Source organism: Comamonas sp. A23 (genome assembly GCF_004522605.1).
In the GTDB taxonomy this organism is placed as follows: domain Bacteria; phylum Pseudomonadota; class Gammaproteobacteria; order Burkholderiales; family Burkholderiaceae_C; genus Comamonas; species Comamonas thiooxydans.
In genome coordinates this window covers 222958-239504 of record NZ_RSDT01000002.1, presented here as the reverse complement: position 1 = coordinate 239504, position 16547 = coordinate 222958, and the positions used below count along the sequence as shown (strand labels likewise).

Sequence of the window (16547 nt, the reverse complement as noted above, 5' to 3'; positions counted from 1 at the left end):
GTGGCGCCAGCGGTTCATGAATCACCGAAAGCCTGCATGACTTCCAAGAGCCCGGGACCTGAGTCCCGCAAAAACCGGTCGGGCGTGCTGCGCCAGGCCTTTTCGCTGACCCGGCCCTATTTTCAGTCCGAGGAGAAATGGAAGGCCTGGGGGCTGCTGGCCGCCATCGTGGGCCTCAATCTCGCGGCGGTGTTCATGCTGGTGCAGATCAATGAATGGAACCGGGTGTTCTATGACGCATTGCAGAACAAGCAGGTCGAGGTGTTCTGGCAGCAGCTATGGCGCTTTCTCTGGCTGGCCCTGGTGTACATCGTCATCGCGGTCTACAAGTTCTATCTGACGCAGTTGCTGCAGCTCAACTGGCGGCGCTGGCTGACCGAGCACATGTTGCAGCGCTGGCTGTCGGCCAAGGCGTTCTATCGGCTGGAGCTGGGGCGCTATGGCGTGGACGGCAATGCCAAGGCCCCCGACAACCCCGATCAGCGGATTCAGGAGGACTTGAATCTGTTCACCACCTATACCGTGTCGCTTTCCATGGGGCTGCTGAATGCGGTCGTCACCTTTGTGAGCTTCGTCGGCATTCTGTGGAGCCTGAGCTCCGTCGTCGATGTCAGTTTGCCGGCCATGTTCGGCGGCGGGCAGCTGCAGGTTTCCGGTTTCATGGTCTGGATGGCCGTGCTGTATTGTCTGGTCGGCAGCGCGATCACCTTCTGGATCGGCAAGCCCCAGGTCCGACTCAACAACCGCCAGCAGCAACTGGAGGCCAACTTCCGCCATCACATGATCCGTGTGCGCGAGCATGCCGAGGCGATCGCCCTGGACGGTGGCGAGCGCGTGGAGGGTGCTCAGATCGGCCTGCGTTTCGGCGACGCCCTGGGCAACTATCTGGACCTGATCAAGAAGCAGAAGAGTCTGGGTTGGTTTACCAATTTCTTCGGCCAGGCAGCCGTGGTCTTTCCCTTCATCATTGCCGCACCGCGTTTTTTCAGCGGCGCCATCCAGCTGGGTCAGCTCATGCAGATAGGCTCGGCCTTCAATCAGGTGCAGGACTCGCTGAGCTGGATCGTCAACAACTACTCCGATATCGCTGCCTGGAGGGCCACGACTGCGCGCCTGGCCGGTTTCGACGAGAGCCTGCGCGAGCAGGAGGAGCATCCGGTCGGCGTTCAGCTTGCAGCGTCGAACCAGTTGCAGACCCGGAATCTCGATGTATCCCTGCCCGCAGGAAGCCCCATCGTGGCGGACGCCAGGCTGCAGATATGCCCGGGCCAGAGGCTGTTGATCAGCGGGCCTTCTGGCAGCGGCAAGTCCACCTTGCTGCGGGCGTTTGCTGGTATCTGGCCCTATGCGCGAGGTCGGGTGGAGCGGCCTCTGGACGTAATGTTCATTCCTCAGCGCCCTTATTTTCCCGACGGCAGCCTGCGCGATGCCCTGGCCTATCCGGAGCCGGCGGCAAGCTACAGCGACGCTGAGCTCAAACAGGTCTTGCGCGAAGCGCAGTTGCCGCAGCTGCAGGAGCGGCTGGACAGCCAGGCGGCCTGGAACAGCAGCCTGTCGGGAGGCGAGCAGCAGCGGCTGTCCGTGGCGCGGGTCTTGCTCAAGCGTCCGGCCTGGGTGTTTGCGGACGAGGCCACGAGCGCGCTGGACAATGCCGCCGAAGCGCAGATCTACAGCCGGCTGGTGCAACTGGTGCAGGGCAGAGGCGGGGCACTGGTCTCGGTGGCGCACCGCGACAGTGTGACGGAGTTCCACACGGCCCGCTGGCTGCTTTCGCCGCAGCAAGGGATCCGGGAGGCCGACCTGCCCGGGAGCCGCTGAGGCAGGCAGGTTCGGGGACAAGCAGTCTCAACCACGGTGCAGGCATGGGAGGCTCTGGCAGCGACTTTCTCGTGGGATGATGTGCATTCGAGAATCTTTGGAGAACGAGCCCATGCGCGTTGGTGTGCTGACCGGTGGCGGCGACTGCCCCGGCCTCAATGCGGTGATCCGTGCGGTCACCAAGTCCCTGATCAACCATGGCCAGTGCGAGGTACTGGGCATTGCCGACGGCTTTGAAGGGTTGATGGATGCAAGTCCGCGCGTCAGAGCGCTGAGCTGGGACGAGGTCAGCGGCATTCTGCATATCGGCGGCACCATTCTGGGCACCAGCAACAGCGCCAACCCGCTGCGCGATGCGGCCACGCTGGCCCAGGTGGGGCGCAATGTCAAGGCGCTGGCACTGGATGTGGTGGTCGCCATCGGCGGCGACGGCACCATGAGCCTGGCCCATGGCCTGGCGCAGGTGGGACTGCAATGCGTGGGCGTGCCCAAGACCATCGATAACGACATTGCCAACTGCGAGCGCAGCTTCGGCTTCGACACGGCCGTGGCCACGGTGACCGAAAGCCTGCGCCGCATCGAGAGCACGGCCATGAGTCACCACCGCGTGATGATCGTGGAGACCATGGGGCGCCACGCAGGCTGGCTGGCGCTGGAGTCCGGCATCGCCGGTGCTGCCGACATCATTTTGCTGCCCGAGATCGATTACGACCTGCAGTCCATCATCAAGGTCTGTCAGGAGCGCGAGCGGCGTCAGCGCTACACCATCATCTGCATCGGCGAGGGTGCCAAGGAAAGCGGCCAGAGCCTGACGGTGCGCGAGCGGATTGCGCACAGTCCCGACCCCGTGCGTCTGGGCGGCGTCGGCCATGTGCTGCGCGAGCGGCTGCAACCCCATCTCCAGAGCGAGGTGCGCACCACGGTGTTGGGGCATGTGCAGCGCGGCGGCGATCCGACGCCGTTTGACCGGGTATTGGCCACGCAGTTCGGCCACCATGCGGCGCAACTGGTGCTGGGCGGCCAGCTGGGCCATATGGTCACGCTGCAGAACGGCCGCATCGGCAGTGTGGCGATTGCGGATGTGGCCAATACCCAGCGCACCGTGCCGCTGGACAGCCCGCTGCTGACCATGGCGCGCGATATCGGAATTTGCTTTGGCGAGGCCTGAGCTGAGCTAAGGTGTGAGCCTGCGCGCACTTTCGGCGCGCCGGAGAAATTCAGCATGGACCGACATGAAGAAGCCGTGATGCAGCTGCTCACGGCCAACGGTGAGACTTTTGTGGCCCCCAAGTACGAGGTGGCCGATGGCTGGCAATGTCCGGCCTTCGTGGCATTGCGCCCGGCTCGTCGCCAGGTCTATGTGGTCGAGGTATCGGCTTCCGGCTATCCGCTGGCGCTGGTCAACCGTCTCAACGAGCGGGTCGAGAAATGGTATGCCCCGCTGCTGTCGCAGCTGCACGGCCTGGGCATCACGCAGCCCGACTGGGAGATTGCCTGCCTGGTGTTTGTGCGCAGCGATCAGATCGACTGGCTCAAGGAACGCGTCAAGGACCTGAGCGGCGTGCATGTGCTGGGTCTGGAGCAGGCCAGCAGCCCCTGGGTCTGGGACGATGCGGTCTGGACTTCCGAGATGCGATTCGACGCGGGAAGCATTCCGCAGCGTGGCGGCAAGGCTGTCGGTCTGACGCACTGATACCCACCGAAAAATTTCAAGATATTGGCCTCAATCCCTTTGTCTTGAAGCGATTGAGGCTATCTATTTGGTAGAGATGCTGGCCCATGAACACCACTCACTCGCAGGTAGGCAGATGACTCTTTTCCGAATTCTGATCGCGGTGGCTTTGAGCGCCTGCGCCGCTGCCGCCCAGGCTGCAGACTGGCAGATCTGCGATCTCAAGGTGCAGGTGCGAGAAAAGCAAAGCGGTGGCCGCGCGCTGCAGACCCGCGTGCTCGAAGCCAAGGCCAGCGGCGATGCCGAATGCCCGCAACCGGGCACGGCGCTGAGCTTCAGGCCCGAAACGGCAGACTATCAAAGCGAGCTGCCGCGCAGGCAGTGGCCCGGTCCCGGTACTGCCGTGACGGTACGCTTTCGCTATCTGGACGGGCAATGCAAGAATCGCGGCGCTTGCCGCATCGAGCATTACTCGCCAATGCCGCACTGAATCTTCAGTCAGCCGCGCCATGCGCTTCATAGCTCGGCGCTGAAAGCGGCCGAATTGCCAAGCTGCAGTCACGAGAGGCTTGCCTGCTCGCCTATGATCGGGGGCTCGGCCCCATATATGCAGGATGCAACCATGACCACCCTAGGAACCCCTCTCTCCCCCAATGCCACCAAAGTCATGCTGCTGGGCAGCGGCGAGCTGGGCAAGGAAGTGCTGATTGCCCTGCAGCGCCTGGGCGTGGAAACCATTGCCGTGGACCGCTATGAAAACGCGCCTGGCCAGCAGGTGGCCCACCATGCGCGCACCATCACCATGAGCGATGCGGCCCAGCTCAAGGCGCTGATCGAAGAGGTCAAGCCCGATCTGGTCGTGCCCGAGATAGAGGCCATTGCCACGCCCATGCTGGAAGAGCTGGAGGCCGCAGGCGTCATCACCTGCATTCCCACGGCCCGCGCCGCGCGTCTGACCATGGACCGTGAAGGTATTCGCCGTCTGGCCGCTGAAACCCTGGGCCTGCCCACCAGCCCCTACCGTTTCTGTGACTCTCTGGCCGAGCTGCAAGCCGCGATCGACGGCAGCGACGGCCAGCCTGCCATCGGCTACCCATGTGTGGTCAAGCCCGTGATGAGCAGCTCGGGCAAGGGCCAGAGCAAGATCGACGGCCCTGCCGATGTGGCCAAGGCCTGGGATTACGCCATGGCCGGCGGCCGTGTGGCCAAGGGGCGCGTGATCGTCGAAGGCTTTATCGACTTCGATTACGAAATCACCCAGCTGACCGTGCGCGCCAAGGGTGCGGATGGCCAGATCGAAACCCATTTCTGCGACCCCGTGGGTCATATCCAGCAGGCCGGCGACTATGTGGAGAGCTGGCAGCCTCACCCCATGCATCCTGCCGCGCTCGAGAAATCGCGCCAGATTGCCAAGGCCGTCACAGACGACCTGGGTGGTCTGGGCCTGTTTGGCGTGGAACTGTTTGTGAAGGGCGAGCAGGTCTGGTTCAGCGAAGTCTCGCCACGTCCTCATGACACAGGTCTGGTGACGCTGTGCACGCAATGGCAAAGCGAGTTCGAGTTGCATGCCCGCGCGATTCTGGGTCTGCCCGTGGATGCCAGCCTGCGCAACCCTGGTGCCAGTGCCGTGATTTATGGCGGTCAGGATGCCGAAGGCCTGGTGTTTGATGGTGTGGAGCAAGCCCTGGCAGTGCCCGGCACCGATTTGCGCCTCTTCGGCAAGCCCGAGAGCTTTGTCAAGCGTCGCATGGGCGTGGCCCTGGCGCGCGCTGGCGATGTGGAGCAGGCACGTGTGAATGCCAAGCTGGCCGCCAGCAAGGTCAAGCCGCGCCTGCCTTGAGGTAATCAAAAAGGGCTTCTCAGGAAGCCCTTTTGCATGGAGGCCGGGTATCAGCCGATATCAGCCGGTCTCAGCCCGAGGCAGCGGCGCTGCCGCCAGGAGTCGTGATGGCCACCGCGCACGCTTCTTCCTGGCTGGTGGCCGGCGTGTTCTCCGTCACCACCGGCATGCCGCCTTTCCAGCGGCGAATGACGCGCTGGAAGATCAGTGAGTTGGGAATCTGCAGCAGATTGGGCATGCCTGCCGGTGCGCTGTCATCCTGCAAGGTGATGTAGAGCATATTGAGGTCGATCACGCGGCCCTTGGCCCCAGGCTTCTCGGCAGTGTCGAGCACCTCGATATAGTCGCCCAGACGGAAGGGGCCGACGGTGACGATCAGCAGCGCGCAAAACAGATTGGAGAGCACGCTCCAGGCTGCGAAGAAGGCAACGGCACCCACTGTGGCAAAGCCGGTGAAAGCCGTCCAGAGCACGGTAGCCGACATGCCCAGGCGCTCCAGAATCGCCAGTATGGCGGCGGCGATGATGATCCAGCGAAACACGCCGCGCAGCGGCATGAGCAGTTCATGAGGCAGGTCATAGGCCTTGCCTGCACGCGAGATGATGCGCTTGATGAGCCAGTTGATCAGCCAGGCCACCAGGATGATGAGAAAGATCTGAACCCCGGGAATCAGGATTTCAAGCCAGTCCTGCATCCAATCGGGCAGGTGCATTTGAAGACGACGCATAACCAGTCACTCTAGAAAAACGGCAGAGGTCAGCCCAGAAGGGCTGACAGGACAATGCGCCAATCCTAGCGTCTCTTGAGAGCGGAGCTGATAAGTGTCGAATGGGCAGGCAGTGCCGCAACGCTGCTTGGCGGACTGCTAGATCTGTCTCTGCTCTATGGTGTCCATCTGCATCTCGAAGCTGAAGAAGCGGTTGCGCCCTTGAGACTTGGCGGCATACAGGGCTTCGTCGGCTCGCATCAGCATGGATTCGGCGCTGGTGTGCTCGTCGGGAATGCAGGTGGTAATCCCGCCGGAGAGGGTCAGCGGAATATCCTCGGCGGCTCCTGGCGGGCGAATCTTGAGGAACTTGAGCATTTGGCCGAGAGCACGTGCGAACGTCATCGAGCCGGAACGCGGGGTATTGGGCAGGATCATGGCAAACTCTTCACCGCCATAACGTGCGGCGATGTCGCGCGGGCGCACGCAGACTTCGCGTAGCAGACGCCCGACCTGCTTGAGGCATTCGTCACCCTGGACATGGCCGTAGGTATCGTTGAAGTGCTTGAAGTGATCGAGGTCGCAAAGCATCAGCGTCAGCGGCCTGCTCTCGCGCCTTGCCGCAGCAATTTCGGCATGTAGCATGCGATCGAGGCCTCGACGATTGACCAGACCCGTGAGCGCATCGAGCTCCACCATTTCGTTGAGCTTTTGATTCGCCAGATGCAGCTCTGCAGAGACCGTGACCAGGCGACGGCGCATGTCCAGCAGGCGGCGCATGGCGCGCAGCTTGGCGACCAGCACAATGGGTTTGACGGGTTTGACCAGGTAGTCGTCGCCCCCCGCCTCAATACCGCGCCAGACGTCCAGATCGTTGTCCAGGCCGGAGAGAAAGATGATGGGTGTCCACTCGCCGGGCTCGGCCTCGCGCAGCTGACGCGCGACCCAATAGCCGTCTTCGCCGGGGAGGCGGATGTCCAGCAGCACCAGATCAGGTCTTTCGCTGCGAAACAGTGCCAGCGCGGTGCGGCCGTTTTCGGCTTCCAGCACCTGTGTCACACCGGCCTGGCGAAGTTCCGTCACCAGAGCAGCTCGCATGACTGCCTGATCCTCGACGACCAGTACGGAGAACGGCGTCGCAGAATCGGGTGACGAGAACCGTGCCCCGCTGGATTCGATGGCAGACAAAGCTGATGCAGAAGATGGCAGAGCTGTCATGAGAGGAAGGTCAGGGTCAGACTCATCGGTAGTTCAGGCATGGTCTGGGAAATATATTGTTACTTTATACGCCGGTTTCAAGCAACAGGCTTTGTGAATGGTCACGGACATGCTCAGGCCAATGCCAGAGAGGAGTGCGCTTTGCTGCGTTCATCGTGCCAGATGACGAAAGTCTGTGCCGCTGAACACAGCGTCGTCGCGCCCAGTTGATCGATAAAGCGGCAGGCCGCGAACTGCGTCGATCTTGTTTCATAAACTGACACCCACTGCTGGCGTGCAGTCTGAGAGGCGGCAGACAGGGGCCAGCGCCTTTCCTGGCCCGACAGACCGTTCAGGCCCATGCGCCATGGTTTGCCGCTGACTCGGGCGCGAAAGCACTGCTGCTGGTTGCACAGCATGGCGTAGAGCGGATCAACCTCCAGTTGCTGGAACAGCCCCTGGACCTCGGGCGAGGAGGGGGCGAGTGCGGCGTGGGTGACAATGACGCGCAGTCCTTTGGGCGTTTCGTAGACGCGCAAGCCCCAGTCCGGGTGCCTGGCTGAGAACGCCCGAACTTTTGCCAGTGCAATATCCACAGGCGGTGGCAGGCGGGCATTGTTGCGCTGCGTCTGGCGGGCATGCAGCCATTGCTTCAGGCCTGACCAGAAGACCAGGCCGATGCTGGCCACCAACAGCATCAACATCGCCACACCGAGACTCCAGGTCAGCGGGGTCATCCACAGCCAGGGCAGGGCCAGAGCCAGCAGCAGCGACGAAATGACAGGGAAGCGGGCAGGCTTTTTCTGATGTGGAAAGTCGATATCGGCAATGGCCACGTTCTCTGTATTCAGGCAGTGTGCGCCATAGCTGTTGCGCGTCATGACGGATTCATCACGCCGCTCCAACACCTCTTCGCGAATGGGTGTGCCGCCGTCCAGCCCGTATTCGGTGCGCCATTCCATGCGCTCGAAGTATTCGGGCAGGTTGCGCTTGGCAGCGGCAGCGAGAGCTGTCTCCAGTGCCTGCTGTGCTCTTTGCTGAGCATGAGCCTGGGCATCGGACTCGCTGTTGTCAGACCAGCCCCAGCGTTGAACGGTGACGCCATGGCGTACGCCGGTCTGATGACGTAGTCTTGCCTGAGCCCAGTATTGGGGAATCTGCATGTCAAGCAGTATAGCCAGCCAGTATTGCGACAGCCTATTTTGAATCATGGCCGGTGCGCAATCTGGCTGTGCCGGTGGCTATTGGTGTCTCAGTCGCGGATCGTCCTCGGCTCGTCAGGCCATGTTGTTCCGCAACGCCCGAGCCGGGCGCACAGCCGCTTCTCAGACCTCGCGGCGCAATGCCGGGAACAGAATCACGTCGCGGATGCTGGCGCTGTCGGTCAGCAGCATCATGAAGCGGTCGATACCGATGCCGCAGCCGCCGGTGGGAGGCATGCCGTATTCCAGGGCGCGCACAAAGTCGTGGTCGAAGTACATGGCTTCGTCGTCGCCTCCGTCCTTGGCTTCCACCTGGGCATTGAAGCGGGCGGCCTGGTCTTCGGCGTCATTGAGCTCGGAGAAGCCGTTGCCGAATTCGCGGCCCGTGATGTAGAGCTCGAAGCGCTCGGTCACTTCGGGGCGCTCGTCGTTGGCGCGCGCCAGCGGCGAGATCTCGGTGGGGTGTTCCATGATGAAGGTGGGGTTCCACAGCTTATCTTCCACCACCTCTTCGAAGTACAGCACCTGCAGGCTGGCCAGGGTGCGGGTGGACAGCTTGTCCTTGTCTTCCTTCATGCCCAACTTCTTCAGGGCATTGGTCAGCCATTCGCGGTTGCCCACGTTGTCGCCGGCTTCGGTGTATTTGACGATGGCTTCGGGGATGGTCAGGCGTTCGAAGGGCTTGGCCAGGTCCACGGGCTTGCCGCCATAGCTCAGCTCCAGCGTGCCAACGGCCTTCATGGCCGCGTCGCGGATCAGCTTTTCGGTGTAGTCCATCAGATCCTGGTAGTTCCAGTAGGCCGCGTAGAACTCCATCATGGTGAACTCGGGGTTGTGGCGCACCGAGATACCTTCGTTGCGGAAGTTGCGGTTGATCTCGAACACGCGCTCGAAACCGCCGACGATCAGGCGCTTGAGGTAGAGCTCGGGCGCGATGCGCAGGTACATCTCCTGGTCCAGCGCATTGTGGTGGGTGATGAAGGGCTTGGCATTGGCACCGCCGGGGATGGGGTGCAGCATGGGTGTCTCGACTTCCAGGAAGCCGTGTTCGACCATGAAGTCGCGGATGCCGGCCACAGCCTTGCTGCGGGCCACGAAGCGCTTGCGGGCTTCTTCGTCGGTCATCAGGTCCACATAGCGCTGGCGCACCTTCTGCTCCAGGTCGGCCATGCCGTGGAACTTGTCGGGCATGGGGCGCAGGCTCTTGGTGAGCAGGCGGATCTTCGTGGCCTTGATCGACAGCTCGCCGGTCTTGGTCTTCATCAGCTGACCTTCGACGGAGATGATGTCGCCCAGATCCCATTTCTTGAAGTCGGCGTAGACCTCTTCACCCACGGCATCGCGGGTGACATAGGCCTGGATACGACCCGTGGCGTCCTGCACGGTGGCAAAGCTGGCCTTGCCCATCACGCGCTTGAGCATCATGCGACCAGCCACGCTGACGGCGACGGCTGCAGCGTCCAGGGCTTCGGCATCCTTGTCGCTGTGCTCGGCGATCAGGGCTGCGGCGCGATGCTCGGGCTTGAAGTCGTTGGGAAAGGCAACGCCGCCGTTGGCCTTGGAAGACTCGCGCAGGGCTTTGAGTTTTTCGCGGCGCTCGGCGATGAGTTTGTTTTCGTCCTGAGGGGCGGTGTTTTCTGCCGCAGAAGAGATGTTTTGTTCAGTCATGAAAAGAGAGCGCCAGCGACAAGCGCCGGTTGGAGGCCAGGAATGGGGGCACGGCAAGGATAGCCGCTGCCCGAAACCGGTGATTTTAAGTTTTTTGCCGAGTCAGCGGTAAGCGACCGGGCAAAGCGCTCGCAGGAACTGCGGAATGTCGCCTCCATGGCCCAGACTGCAGCCGAGCCAGCCAGCTGAATGCTGCCGAAAAAGTAGTGTTTCTACACCGCCGTTAAAGGGAGGAGTCAAATTCAGGCTTCCTCCTGTGGGTCTGATCCGGTAATGCCGCTTTGCTCTAGCACATCGGCAATCAGCTCCAGTCGCAGCAGCGGGGCATCCAGTGTCATGAGCTGCTGCTTGACCCGCACCGGCAGGGGCAGCATCTCGGCCCAGCGATTGGCAACCCAGGCGCAGTCGTGCATCTGCGTCGGAGTGGGCAGTTGCGCGTGGTCGGGGTCGTGGCTGTGCAAGTTCAGCAAGGCCTGAGCCAGTGCATAGGAGGTGCTGAGCAAATGCTTGGGGACAGTGACCTTGGGGTCGTCGGGCAGCATGGCGACATCGGCTACCCACAGGCCATGCGGCAGTTGCCAGCAGCGCTGGATGTGAAAGCGCTGGACGCCCTTGCATTGCAGGTGCAGCAGTCCGGGCTGAGGGGAATCGAGCCGGGCGATATGGGCCAGCACGCCCTCCGAGTGCAGGCGCTCGGTCTGGGCGCCGGCCTTGCGCACCTCCTGTCCCGACTGCAGCGCAACCACGCCGAAAGGGGCGTCGGCATGCTGGCATTTGCGGATCATGTCCAGATAACGCACCTCGAAGACCTGCAGGCTCAGCAGGCCTTCAGGAAACAGCACCGTGTTCAGCGGGAACAGGGGCAGGGAATGCAGACTTTGTGTATCAGTCATGGTGCCCGGCTATCATCCCACGAATGGGTGAGTTGCTCACTGTTTTCTGAATTGGGTCACATGCTGTTTGAAATCGTTTTGTTTCTGCTGGATGTCGTCGTCGGGTTGATCAGCGGGGCCTGCCTGCTGCGCATGTACATGCAGGCGCAGCGTGTGCCGTTCGGCAATCCCGTGGGACAACTGGTCTTTGCGTTGAGCGACTGGATCGTCATGCCGTTGCGCAAAGTCGTTCCCGCCAAGGGGCGCTGGGACAAATCCAGCCTGATTGCTGCCTTGCTGCTGCAGCTGGCGCAGGTGCTGCTGATCTGGCTGCTGCTGGGTGGCAAGGGATCGGTTCTGGCGTTGCCATGGCTGGCGCTGTGCGGGCTGATCAAGGTCATTCTGTCCGGCATGATGGGCATCTTGCTGATCTACGCCATCCTGTCCTGGGTGCAGCCCTATTCGCCGATCTACGGTGTGCTGCAGCGTCTGGCCGATCCGCTGGTAGCACCTATCCGCAAGGTGGTGCCCCTGATAGGCAATGTGGACTTTTCGGCGTTGATTGCCCTGATTGGCCTGCAGGTGCTGCTGATGGTGCTCAACTATGTGCAGGCTGGCGGCCTGTCCATGATTGCCGGGGTGCGCTAGGGGGGCTGCCCGGGCCGGGAAAGCCGTATTGCCCGGAGCCTCGTCAATTCCAAAGCCTGCTGTGTGGTGTGTTTTGGATGTTCCGAGGTGCTAAAGCTGACAAAAAAAGGCTGACGCAGATGAATGCTGCGTCAGCCTTTTGGCTTTTGGTCGGCCGGTGCTTATTCCACGGCGTCCGCAGGCAGGCGTTGCAGCATGGCCAGAGAGCTGGAGACGCGATCACGCAGCTCGCGGCGGTCCACGATCATGTCCACGGCACCTTTGTCCTGCAGGAACTCGGCGCGCTGGAAGCCTTCGGGCAGTTTCACACGCACGGTGGTTTCGATCACGCGGGGGCCGGCAAAGCCGATCAGGGCCTTGGGCTCGGCGATCACGATATCGCCCACGAAGGCGAAGCCGGCGGACACACCGCCCATGGTCGGGTCGGTCAGCACGGAGATATAGGGCAGACCCTTCTTGGCCAGACGTGTCAGCGCGGCATTGGTCTTGGCCATTTGCATCAGCGACAGCAGACCTTCCTGCATGCGGGCACCACCGGTGGCGGTGAAGCAGATGAAAGGCACTTTCTGCTCGATGGCAGTTTCCACGCCGCGCACAAAGCGTTCGCCGACCACGGAACCCATGGAGCCGCCCATGAAGTCGAACTCGAAGCAGGCCACGACCACATTGATGCTCTTGACGGAGCCGCCCATGACGATCAGTGCATCGGTCTCGCCGGTGTTCTCCAGCGCTTCCTTCAGACGCTCGGGGTACTTGCGGCTGTCCTTGAATTTCAGCGGGTCGACAGGAATGACTTCCTGTGCGATTTCATAGCGGCCTTCGGCATCGAGGAAATGGTTCAGACGCGCGCGCGCGCCGATGCGGTGGTGGTGGCCGCAGGTCGGGCAGACGTTCTGGTTCTTTTCCAGATCGGTCTTGTACAGAACGGTTTCGCAGCTGGGGCACTTGATCCACAGACCTTCGGGAATCTGCTGGTGGCGTTCCGTCGGATTGGTCTGCTGGATTTTTGCAGGCAGAAGTTTTTCAAGCCAGGACATGGTTATTTCCTTTTCAGTTTCCACTGCACTGCGCGCCACCCGCAACCCATGAGGGCGGCGCGGCGCAGGCACTGGCGCAATCCCGGTCAGGGACAGCGAGCAAGGGCCGCCCCGCTGCGAGGCTGTCGTCCCCCTTCAAGGGGGAAGCAGCGAAGCCGCTCAGGGGGTGGCTGATTTCAGGGCAGCATTATGCGTCGAGAGCCTTTCGCACACCACGCAGAAAGTCTATTGCCAAAGGAACGATCTTCTCGTGGGGCTGGTTGTCGAGCAGGTCAATGATGCGGCTGCCGATGATGACGGCGTCGGCAACCTGGCCCACGGTCTGTGCGGTCTGGGCATCGCGAATGCCGAAACCCACGCCTACGGGCACGCTGACATGCTGGCGAATGCGCGGCAGCATGGCCTCCACGGCCGAAGTGTCCAGTGCGCCCGAACCGGTCACGCCCTTGAGCGAGACATAGTAGACATAGCCGCTGGCCACGCGCGCCACCTGCTGCATGCGCTCCTCGGTGCTGGTGGGTGCCAGCAGGAAGATCAGGTCCATGTCGCGGGCCTTGAGCTTGGCTGCAAACTCTTCGCACTCCTCGGGCGGATAGTCCACGATCAGCACGCCATCGACGCCGGCAGCCGCCGCATGGTTGACGAAGGCATCCTCGCCATGGATCTGGTCGTAGCGTTCCACGGGGTTGGCATAGCCCATCAGCACCACGGGCGTGGTCTGGTCCTTTTTGCGGAACTCGGCCACATAGGCCAGTACCTGGCTCAGGCCCACGCCGTTGGCGATGGCTTTGTCGCCCGCGCGCTGGATGGTGGGGCCGTCGGCCATGGGGTCCGAGAAGGGCACGCCCAGCTCGATCACGTCGGCACCGGCTTCCACCATGCCGTGCATGAGGGAGGGGGTGATGGCGGCAAATGGAAAGCCTGCAGTCACATAGGGAATCAGGGCCTTGCGGCCTTCTTCCTTGAGCTTGCTGAAAGTGGCGGTAATTCGGCTCATAATTTGTTGCCCCCTGCGGCAGCCTTGGCTGCATCATGTCCGGGAGCGCCCTTGACGGTGAGACCGCGCATGGAGGGACGGTCGAAATATTCGGCACCCGAGAGGTCGGCCACGGTGCCGATGTCCTTGTCGCCACGGCCCGATAGGCTGACGAGAATCGACTGGTCGGCGCGCATGGTCTTGGCCAGCTTCATGGCATAGGCCACGGCGTGGCTGGACTCGAGAGCCGGGATGATGCCTTCGGCGCGGCACAGATAGTGGAAGGCGTCCAGCGCCTCCTGATCGGTGATGCCCACATACTGGGCACGGCCGATTTCCTGCAACCATGCATGTTCAGGGCCCACGCCGGGGTAATCCAGGCCGGCGCTCACCGAGTGCGTCTCGGTGATCTGGCCGTTTTCGTCCTGCAGGATGAAGGTGCGGTTGCCGTGCAGCACGCCCGAGCTGCCTTTTTGCAGCGAGGCCGAGTGCTTGCCGGACTCCAGGCCTTCGCCCGCCGCTTCCACGCCGAACAGCTGGGTGTTCTCGTAGGGGATATAGGGGTAGAAGATGCCCATGGCATTGCTGCCGCCGCCCACGCAGGCGACTACCGCGTCGGGCTGCTTGTCGGCGCCCAGGAACTCGGGCATCTGCGTCAGGCACTCGTCGCCGATGACTTTCTGGAAGTCGCGCACCATCATGGGATAGGGATGGGGGCCGGCCACGGTGCCGATGATGTAGAAGGTGTTGTCCACATTGGCCACCCAGTCGCGCATGGCTTCGTTGAGCGCATCCTTGAGCGTTCTGGAGCCCGATTCCACGGGCACCACGGTGGCGCCCAGCAGCTTCATGCGGTAGACATTGGGGCTTTGACGCTTCACGTCCTCGGCGCCCATGTAGACGATGCATTCAAGGCCGTAACGAGCGCAGATGGTGGCCGTGGCCACGCCGTGCTGGCCGGCACCTGTCTCGGCAATGATGCGCGGCTTGCCCATGCGCTTGGCGAGCATGGCCTGGCCGATCACATTGTTGATCTTGTGTGCGCCCGTGTGGTTGAGGTCCTCGCGCTTCAGATAGATTTGCGCGCCGCCCATTTCACGGCTCATGCGCGAGGCGTGATAGACGGGCGAGGGACGGCCTACATAGTGTGCCAGCTCGGACTGGAATTCGGCGATGAATTCGGGGTCGTTCTGATACTTAGCGTAGGCCTCACGCAGCTCGGTGAGCGCGTGGGTCAGGGTTTCGCTGGCGAAGCTGCCGCCGTAGCGGCCGAAATGGCCGTGGACGTCGGGATACTGGTATTCAAACATGTGTCAGTCTGCAAAATTTGGGCATCAGCTGCACGTACGGCAGCAATGAAGCGATGAATCTTGTGGGCATCCTTGATGCCTTTGAGGGGCTTGCCGTCGGGGCCTTCGGCCTCGACTCCAGAGCTCACATCAACGGCCAGAGACAACCCGCGAGGGCGCACTTGCAAGATGCCATCGGTCACGTTTGCAGGCGTGAGTCCACCAGACAAAACGAGGTGAGAGTCGACGCTTGTTGGCAGAAGTGACCAATTGAATGCCTTGCCGCCGCCACCATAACCATCGACATGGGCGTCGAGCAGGATGGCTTGGGCCTTTGAATAACGTTGGGCATATTCTACGAGGTCAAATCGCGCCGCATCGTCTCCAAGGGGTATGCGCGCGGCGCGCAACCAGGGCTGGACGCCCCGGGTGGCGGCCTCGCAATCCGCTGCCGATTCATCACCATGAAATTGCACGCAGGCGTTGGGTATTAGGGCGCAAGCAGCTATCACATTGGTAGCTGTTTCATTCACAAAGAGCAAAACAGGTGTGACAAAGGGCGGCAGCCGCCGGGCCAGCTCGGCCGCGCGCTGCAGCGTCACGGCGCGCGGGCTTGGCGCATAAAGCACAAAGCCGACGGCATCGGCACCGGCGGCCACTGCAGCGTCGACATCCTGCTCGCGGGTCAGGCCGCAGATCTTGATGCGGGTGCGGGGGGCAATGGAAGACATGGCAAATCTCTGGCGTTGCAGCAATCGTTGGCCGCTGGCCGCTCAGGGCAGCCAGGCAAACGGGGGGGTGTCTACAGGCAGGCCCCAGCGCGTATCGTAAATGGGGCCGAGAAAGTACAGACCGTCAGGGGAGAAGGTGGGGGCTGCCACTTCGCGCGAGCGTGCCTCCAGCACTTGCTGCATCCATTCCACGGGCTTGGAGCCCTGGCCCACGTAGATCAGGCAGCCCATGATGTTGCGGATCATGTGGTGCAGAAAAGCGCTGCCCTCGAACTCGAAACGCCAGTAGCCGCATTCCATCTGTCCGTCGCGCATGGGTGCCTGGCCTGCGGGACGGTAGTGGATGTCGATGCGGCGCAGGGTCTTGACCGGGCTCTTGGCCTGGCAGCCTGCCGCGCGAAAGGACGAAAAATCATGCTCGCCCAGCAGCAGGTCGGCGGCTGCACGCATGCGCTGCGCATCCAGGGCCTGAAACACCCAGCCCACGCGGCCATGGTCGACGCTGGGGCGCACGGGTGACTGCAGCAGCACATAGGCATAGCGGCGTGCAGTGGCACAGGCCCGGGAGTGGAAGCCATTCGGGCCGTCGGCGACCTCGGCCGCCCATTGCACGGCGATGTCCTTGGGCAAAAAGGTGTTGGTGCCGCGCACCCAGGAGTTGGGCGCGCGCTGCAACTCGGTGTCAAAGTGCACGACCTGCATCAGGCCGTGCACACCGGAATCGGTGCGACCGGCGCAGATGGTGGAGACTTCTTGAGCAGCAAAGCGGCCCAGGGCCGCTTCGAGTTTGTCTTGTACGGTGTTGCCATCGGGTTGGCTTTGCCAGCCGCGATAGGCCTGACCGTTGTAGCTGACGCCAAGAGCTATGCGCATGGCATGGCTCCCGGCGCG

16 protein-coding genes are annotated in these 16547 nt (G+C 62.3%); 6 read left to right on the top strand and 10 right to left on the bottom strand.

Translation table 11 applies throughout. The features are described 5' to 3' along the window. Positions 1 to 36: 36 nt before the first annotated feature. The 5 genes from EIC84_RS05560 (at position 37) to purT (ending at position 5330) form a co-directional block, all read left to right on the top strand. The gene (locus EIC84_RS05560) at positions 37 to 1818 is read left to right on the top strand and encodes an ABC transporter ATP-binding protein/permease (protein ID WP_003064216.1); all 1782 of its coding nucleotides are present in this window, start codon (positions 37 to 39) and stop codon (positions 1816 to 1818) included. Between the two features lie 112 nt (positions 1819 to 1930). Further along, on the top strand, positions 1931 to 2986 hold the full coding sequence (locus EIC84_RS05555) for a 6-phosphofructokinase (protein WP_003057959.1): 1056 nt from the start codon (positions 1931 to 1933) through the stop codon (positions 2984 to 2986). Positions 2987 to 3040: 54 nt separating this feature from the next. Beyond that, the gene (locus EIC84_RS05550; RefSeq protein WP_003057958.1) at positions 3041 to 3511 is read left to right on the top strand and encodes a hypothetical protein; all 471 of its coding nucleotides are present in this window, start codon (positions 3041 to 3043) and stop codon (positions 3509 to 3511) included. A 115-nt stretch (positions 3512 to 3626) separates the two neighbouring features. Further along, positions 3627 to 3980: a hypothetical protein gene (locus EIC84_RS05545; protein ID WP_003064220.1), complete on the top strand. Its 354-nt coding sequence runs from the start codon at positions 3627 to 3629 to the stop codon at positions 3978 to 3980. A gap of 132 nt (positions 3981 to 4112) precedes the next feature. Continuing rightward, positions 4113 to 5330 (top strand): formate-dependent phosphoribosylglycinamide formyltransferase, encoded by a 1218-nt coding sequence (gene purT / locus EIC84_RS05540; protein ID WP_003064223.1) that lies wholly within the window; start codon positions 4113 to 4115, stop codon positions 5328 to 5330. Positions 5331 to 5400: 70 nt separating this feature from the next. On the opposite strand, the gene EIC84_RS05535 is transcribed toward purT, so the two are convergent. From EIC84_RS05535 to EIC84_RS05515, 5 genes are all read right to left on the bottom strand, one after another. Beyond that, complete coding sequence (locus EIC84_RS05535) at positions 5401 to 6057, bottom strand: mechanosensitive ion channel family protein (RefSeq protein ID WP_003064226.1); 657 nt, start codon at positions 6055 to 6057, stop codon at positions 5401 to 5403. A 138-nt stretch (positions 6058 to 6195) separates the two neighbouring features. Further along, entirely contained in the window at positions 6196 to 7254 is a 1059-nt protein-coding gene (locus tag EIC84_RS05530) for a diguanylate cyclase domain-containing protein (protein WP_012837272.1), read from the bottom strand. A 113-nt stretch (positions 7255 to 7367) separates the two neighbouring features. Continuing rightward, positions 7368 to 8396, bottom strand: coding sequence for a hypothetical protein (locus tag EIC84_RS05525; RefSeq protein ID WP_034361865.1), 1029 nt, complete (start codon positions 8394 to 8396; stop codon positions 7368 to 7370). 162 nt (positions 8397 to 8558) lie between these two features. Further along, on the bottom strand, positions 8559 to 10103 hold the full coding sequence (gene lysS / locus EIC84_RS05520) for a lysine--tRNA ligase (protein ID WP_003064235.1): 1545 nt from the start codon (positions 10101 to 10103) through the stop codon (positions 8559 to 8561). A 242-nt stretch (positions 10104 to 10345) separates the two neighbouring features. Then, entirely contained in the window at positions 10346 to 10996 is a 651-nt protein-coding gene (locus tag EIC84_RS05515; RefSeq protein ID WP_003064238.1) for an LON peptidase substrate-binding domain-containing protein, read from the bottom strand. 60 nt (positions 10997 to 11056) lie between these two features. Here EIC84_RS05515 and EIC84_RS05510 point away from each other — a divergent pair, with 60 nt between their 5' ends. Further along, positions 11057 to 11623, top strand: coding sequence for a YggT family protein (locus EIC84_RS05510; protein WP_003064241.1), 567 nt, complete (start codon positions 11057 to 11059; stop codon positions 11621 to 11623). Between the two features lie 161 nt (positions 11624 to 11784). Here the strand turns inward: EIC84_RS05510 and accD are convergent, their stop codons facing one another. From accD to truA, 5 genes are all read right to left on the bottom strand, one after another. Then, the gene (gene accD, locus EIC84_RS05505; protein ID WP_003064244.1) at positions 11785 to 12660 is read right to left on the bottom strand and encodes an acetyl-CoA carboxylase, carboxyltransferase subunit beta; all 876 of its coding nucleotides are present in this window, start codon (positions 12658 to 12660) and stop codon (positions 11785 to 11787) included. Between the two features lie 187 nt (positions 12661 to 12847). Then, complete coding sequence (gene trpA / locus EIC84_RS05500) at positions 12848 to 13657, bottom strand: tryptophan synthase subunit alpha (RefSeq protein WP_003064247.1); 810 nt, start codon at positions 13655 to 13657, stop codon at positions 12848 to 12850. Beyond that, entirely contained in the window at positions 13654 to 14946 is a 1293-nt protein-coding gene (trpB, locus tag EIC84_RS05495; protein WP_003064250.1) for a tryptophan synthase subunit beta, read from the bottom strand. Before trpB ends, trpA begins: the two co-directional genes overlap by 4 nt. After that, the gene (locus tag EIC84_RS05490) at positions 14871 to 15656 is read right to left on the bottom strand and encodes a phosphoribosylanthranilate isomerase (protein ID WP_003064251.1); all 786 of its coding nucleotides are present in this window, start codon (positions 15654 to 15656) and stop codon (positions 14871 to 14873) included. Before EIC84_RS05490 ends, trpB begins: the two co-directional genes overlap by 76 nt. A 42-nt stretch (positions 15657 to 15698) precedes the next feature. Beyond that, positions 15699 to 16529, bottom strand: coding sequence for a tRNA pseudouridine(38-40) synthase TruA (truA, locus tag EIC84_RS05485; protein WP_003064254.1), 831 nt, complete (start codon positions 16527 to 16529; stop codon positions 15699 to 15701). Between the last annotated feature and the right edge of the window lie 18 nt (positions 16530 to 16547).

Excerpts from the sequence above, each read along its gene's own strand:
- EIC84_RS05560 (WP_003064216.1), top strand. The coding sequence starts at position 37 with ATGACTTCCAAGAGCCCGGGACCTGAGTCCCGCAAAAACCGGTCGGGC.
- EIC84_RS05555 (WP_003057959.1), top strand. The coding sequence starts at position 1,931 with ATGCGCGTTGGTGTGCTGACCGGTGGCGGCGACTGCCCCGGCCTCAAT.
- EIC84_RS05550 (WP_003057958.1), top strand. The coding sequence starts at position 3,041 with ATGGACCGACATGAAGAAGCCGTGATGCAGCTGCTCACGGCCAACGGT.
- EIC84_RS05545 (WP_003064220.1), top strand. The coding sequence starts at position 3,627 with ATGACTCTTTTCCGAATTCTGATCGCGGTGGCTTTGAGCGCCTGCGCC.
- purT (WP_003064223.1), top strand. The coding sequence starts at position 4,113 with ATGACCACCCTAGGAACCCCTCTCTCCCCCAATGCCACCAAAGTCATG.
- EIC84_RS05535 (WP_003064226.1), bottom strand. The coding sequence starts at position 6,057 with ATGCGTCGTCTTCAAATGCACCTGCCCGATTGGATGCAGGACTGGCTT.
- EIC84_RS05530 (WP_012837272.1), bottom strand. The coding sequence starts at position 7,254 with ATGACAGCTCTGCCATCTTCTGCATCAGCTTTGTCTGCCATCGAATCC.
- EIC84_RS05525 (WP_034361865.1), bottom strand. The coding sequence starts at position 8,396 with ATGCAGATTCCCCAATACTGGGCTCAGGCAAGACTACGTCATCAGACC.
- lysS (WP_003064235.1), bottom strand. The coding sequence starts at position 10,103 with ATGACTGAACAAAACATCTCTTCTGCGGCAGAAAACACCGCCCCTCAG.
- EIC84_RS05515 (WP_003064238.1), bottom strand. The coding sequence starts at position 10,996 with ATGACTGATACACAAAGTCTGCATTCCCTGCCCCTGTTCCCGCTGAAC.
- EIC84_RS05510 (WP_003064241.1), top strand. The coding sequence starts at position 11,057 with ATGCTGTTTGAAATCGTTTTGTTTCTGCTGGATGTCGTCGTCGGGTTG.
- accD (WP_003064244.1), bottom strand. The coding sequence starts at position 12,660 with ATGTCCTGGCTTGAAAAACTTCTGCCTGCAAAAATCCAGCAGACCAAT.
- trpA (WP_003064247.1), bottom strand. The coding sequence starts at position 13,657 with ATGAGCCGAATTACCGCCACTTTCAGCAAGCTCAAGGAAGAAGGCCGC.
- trpB (WP_003064250.1), bottom strand. The coding sequence starts at position 14,946 with ATGTTTGAATACCAGTATCCCGACGTCCACGGCCATTTCGGCCGCTAC.
- EIC84_RS05490 (WP_003064251.1), bottom strand. The coding sequence starts at position 15,656 with ATGTCTTCCATTGCCCCCCGCACCCGCATCAAGATCTGCGGCCTGACC.
- truA (WP_003064254.1), bottom strand. The coding sequence starts at position 16,529 with ATGCGCATAGCTCTTGGCGTCAGCTACAACGGTCAGGCCTATCGCGGC.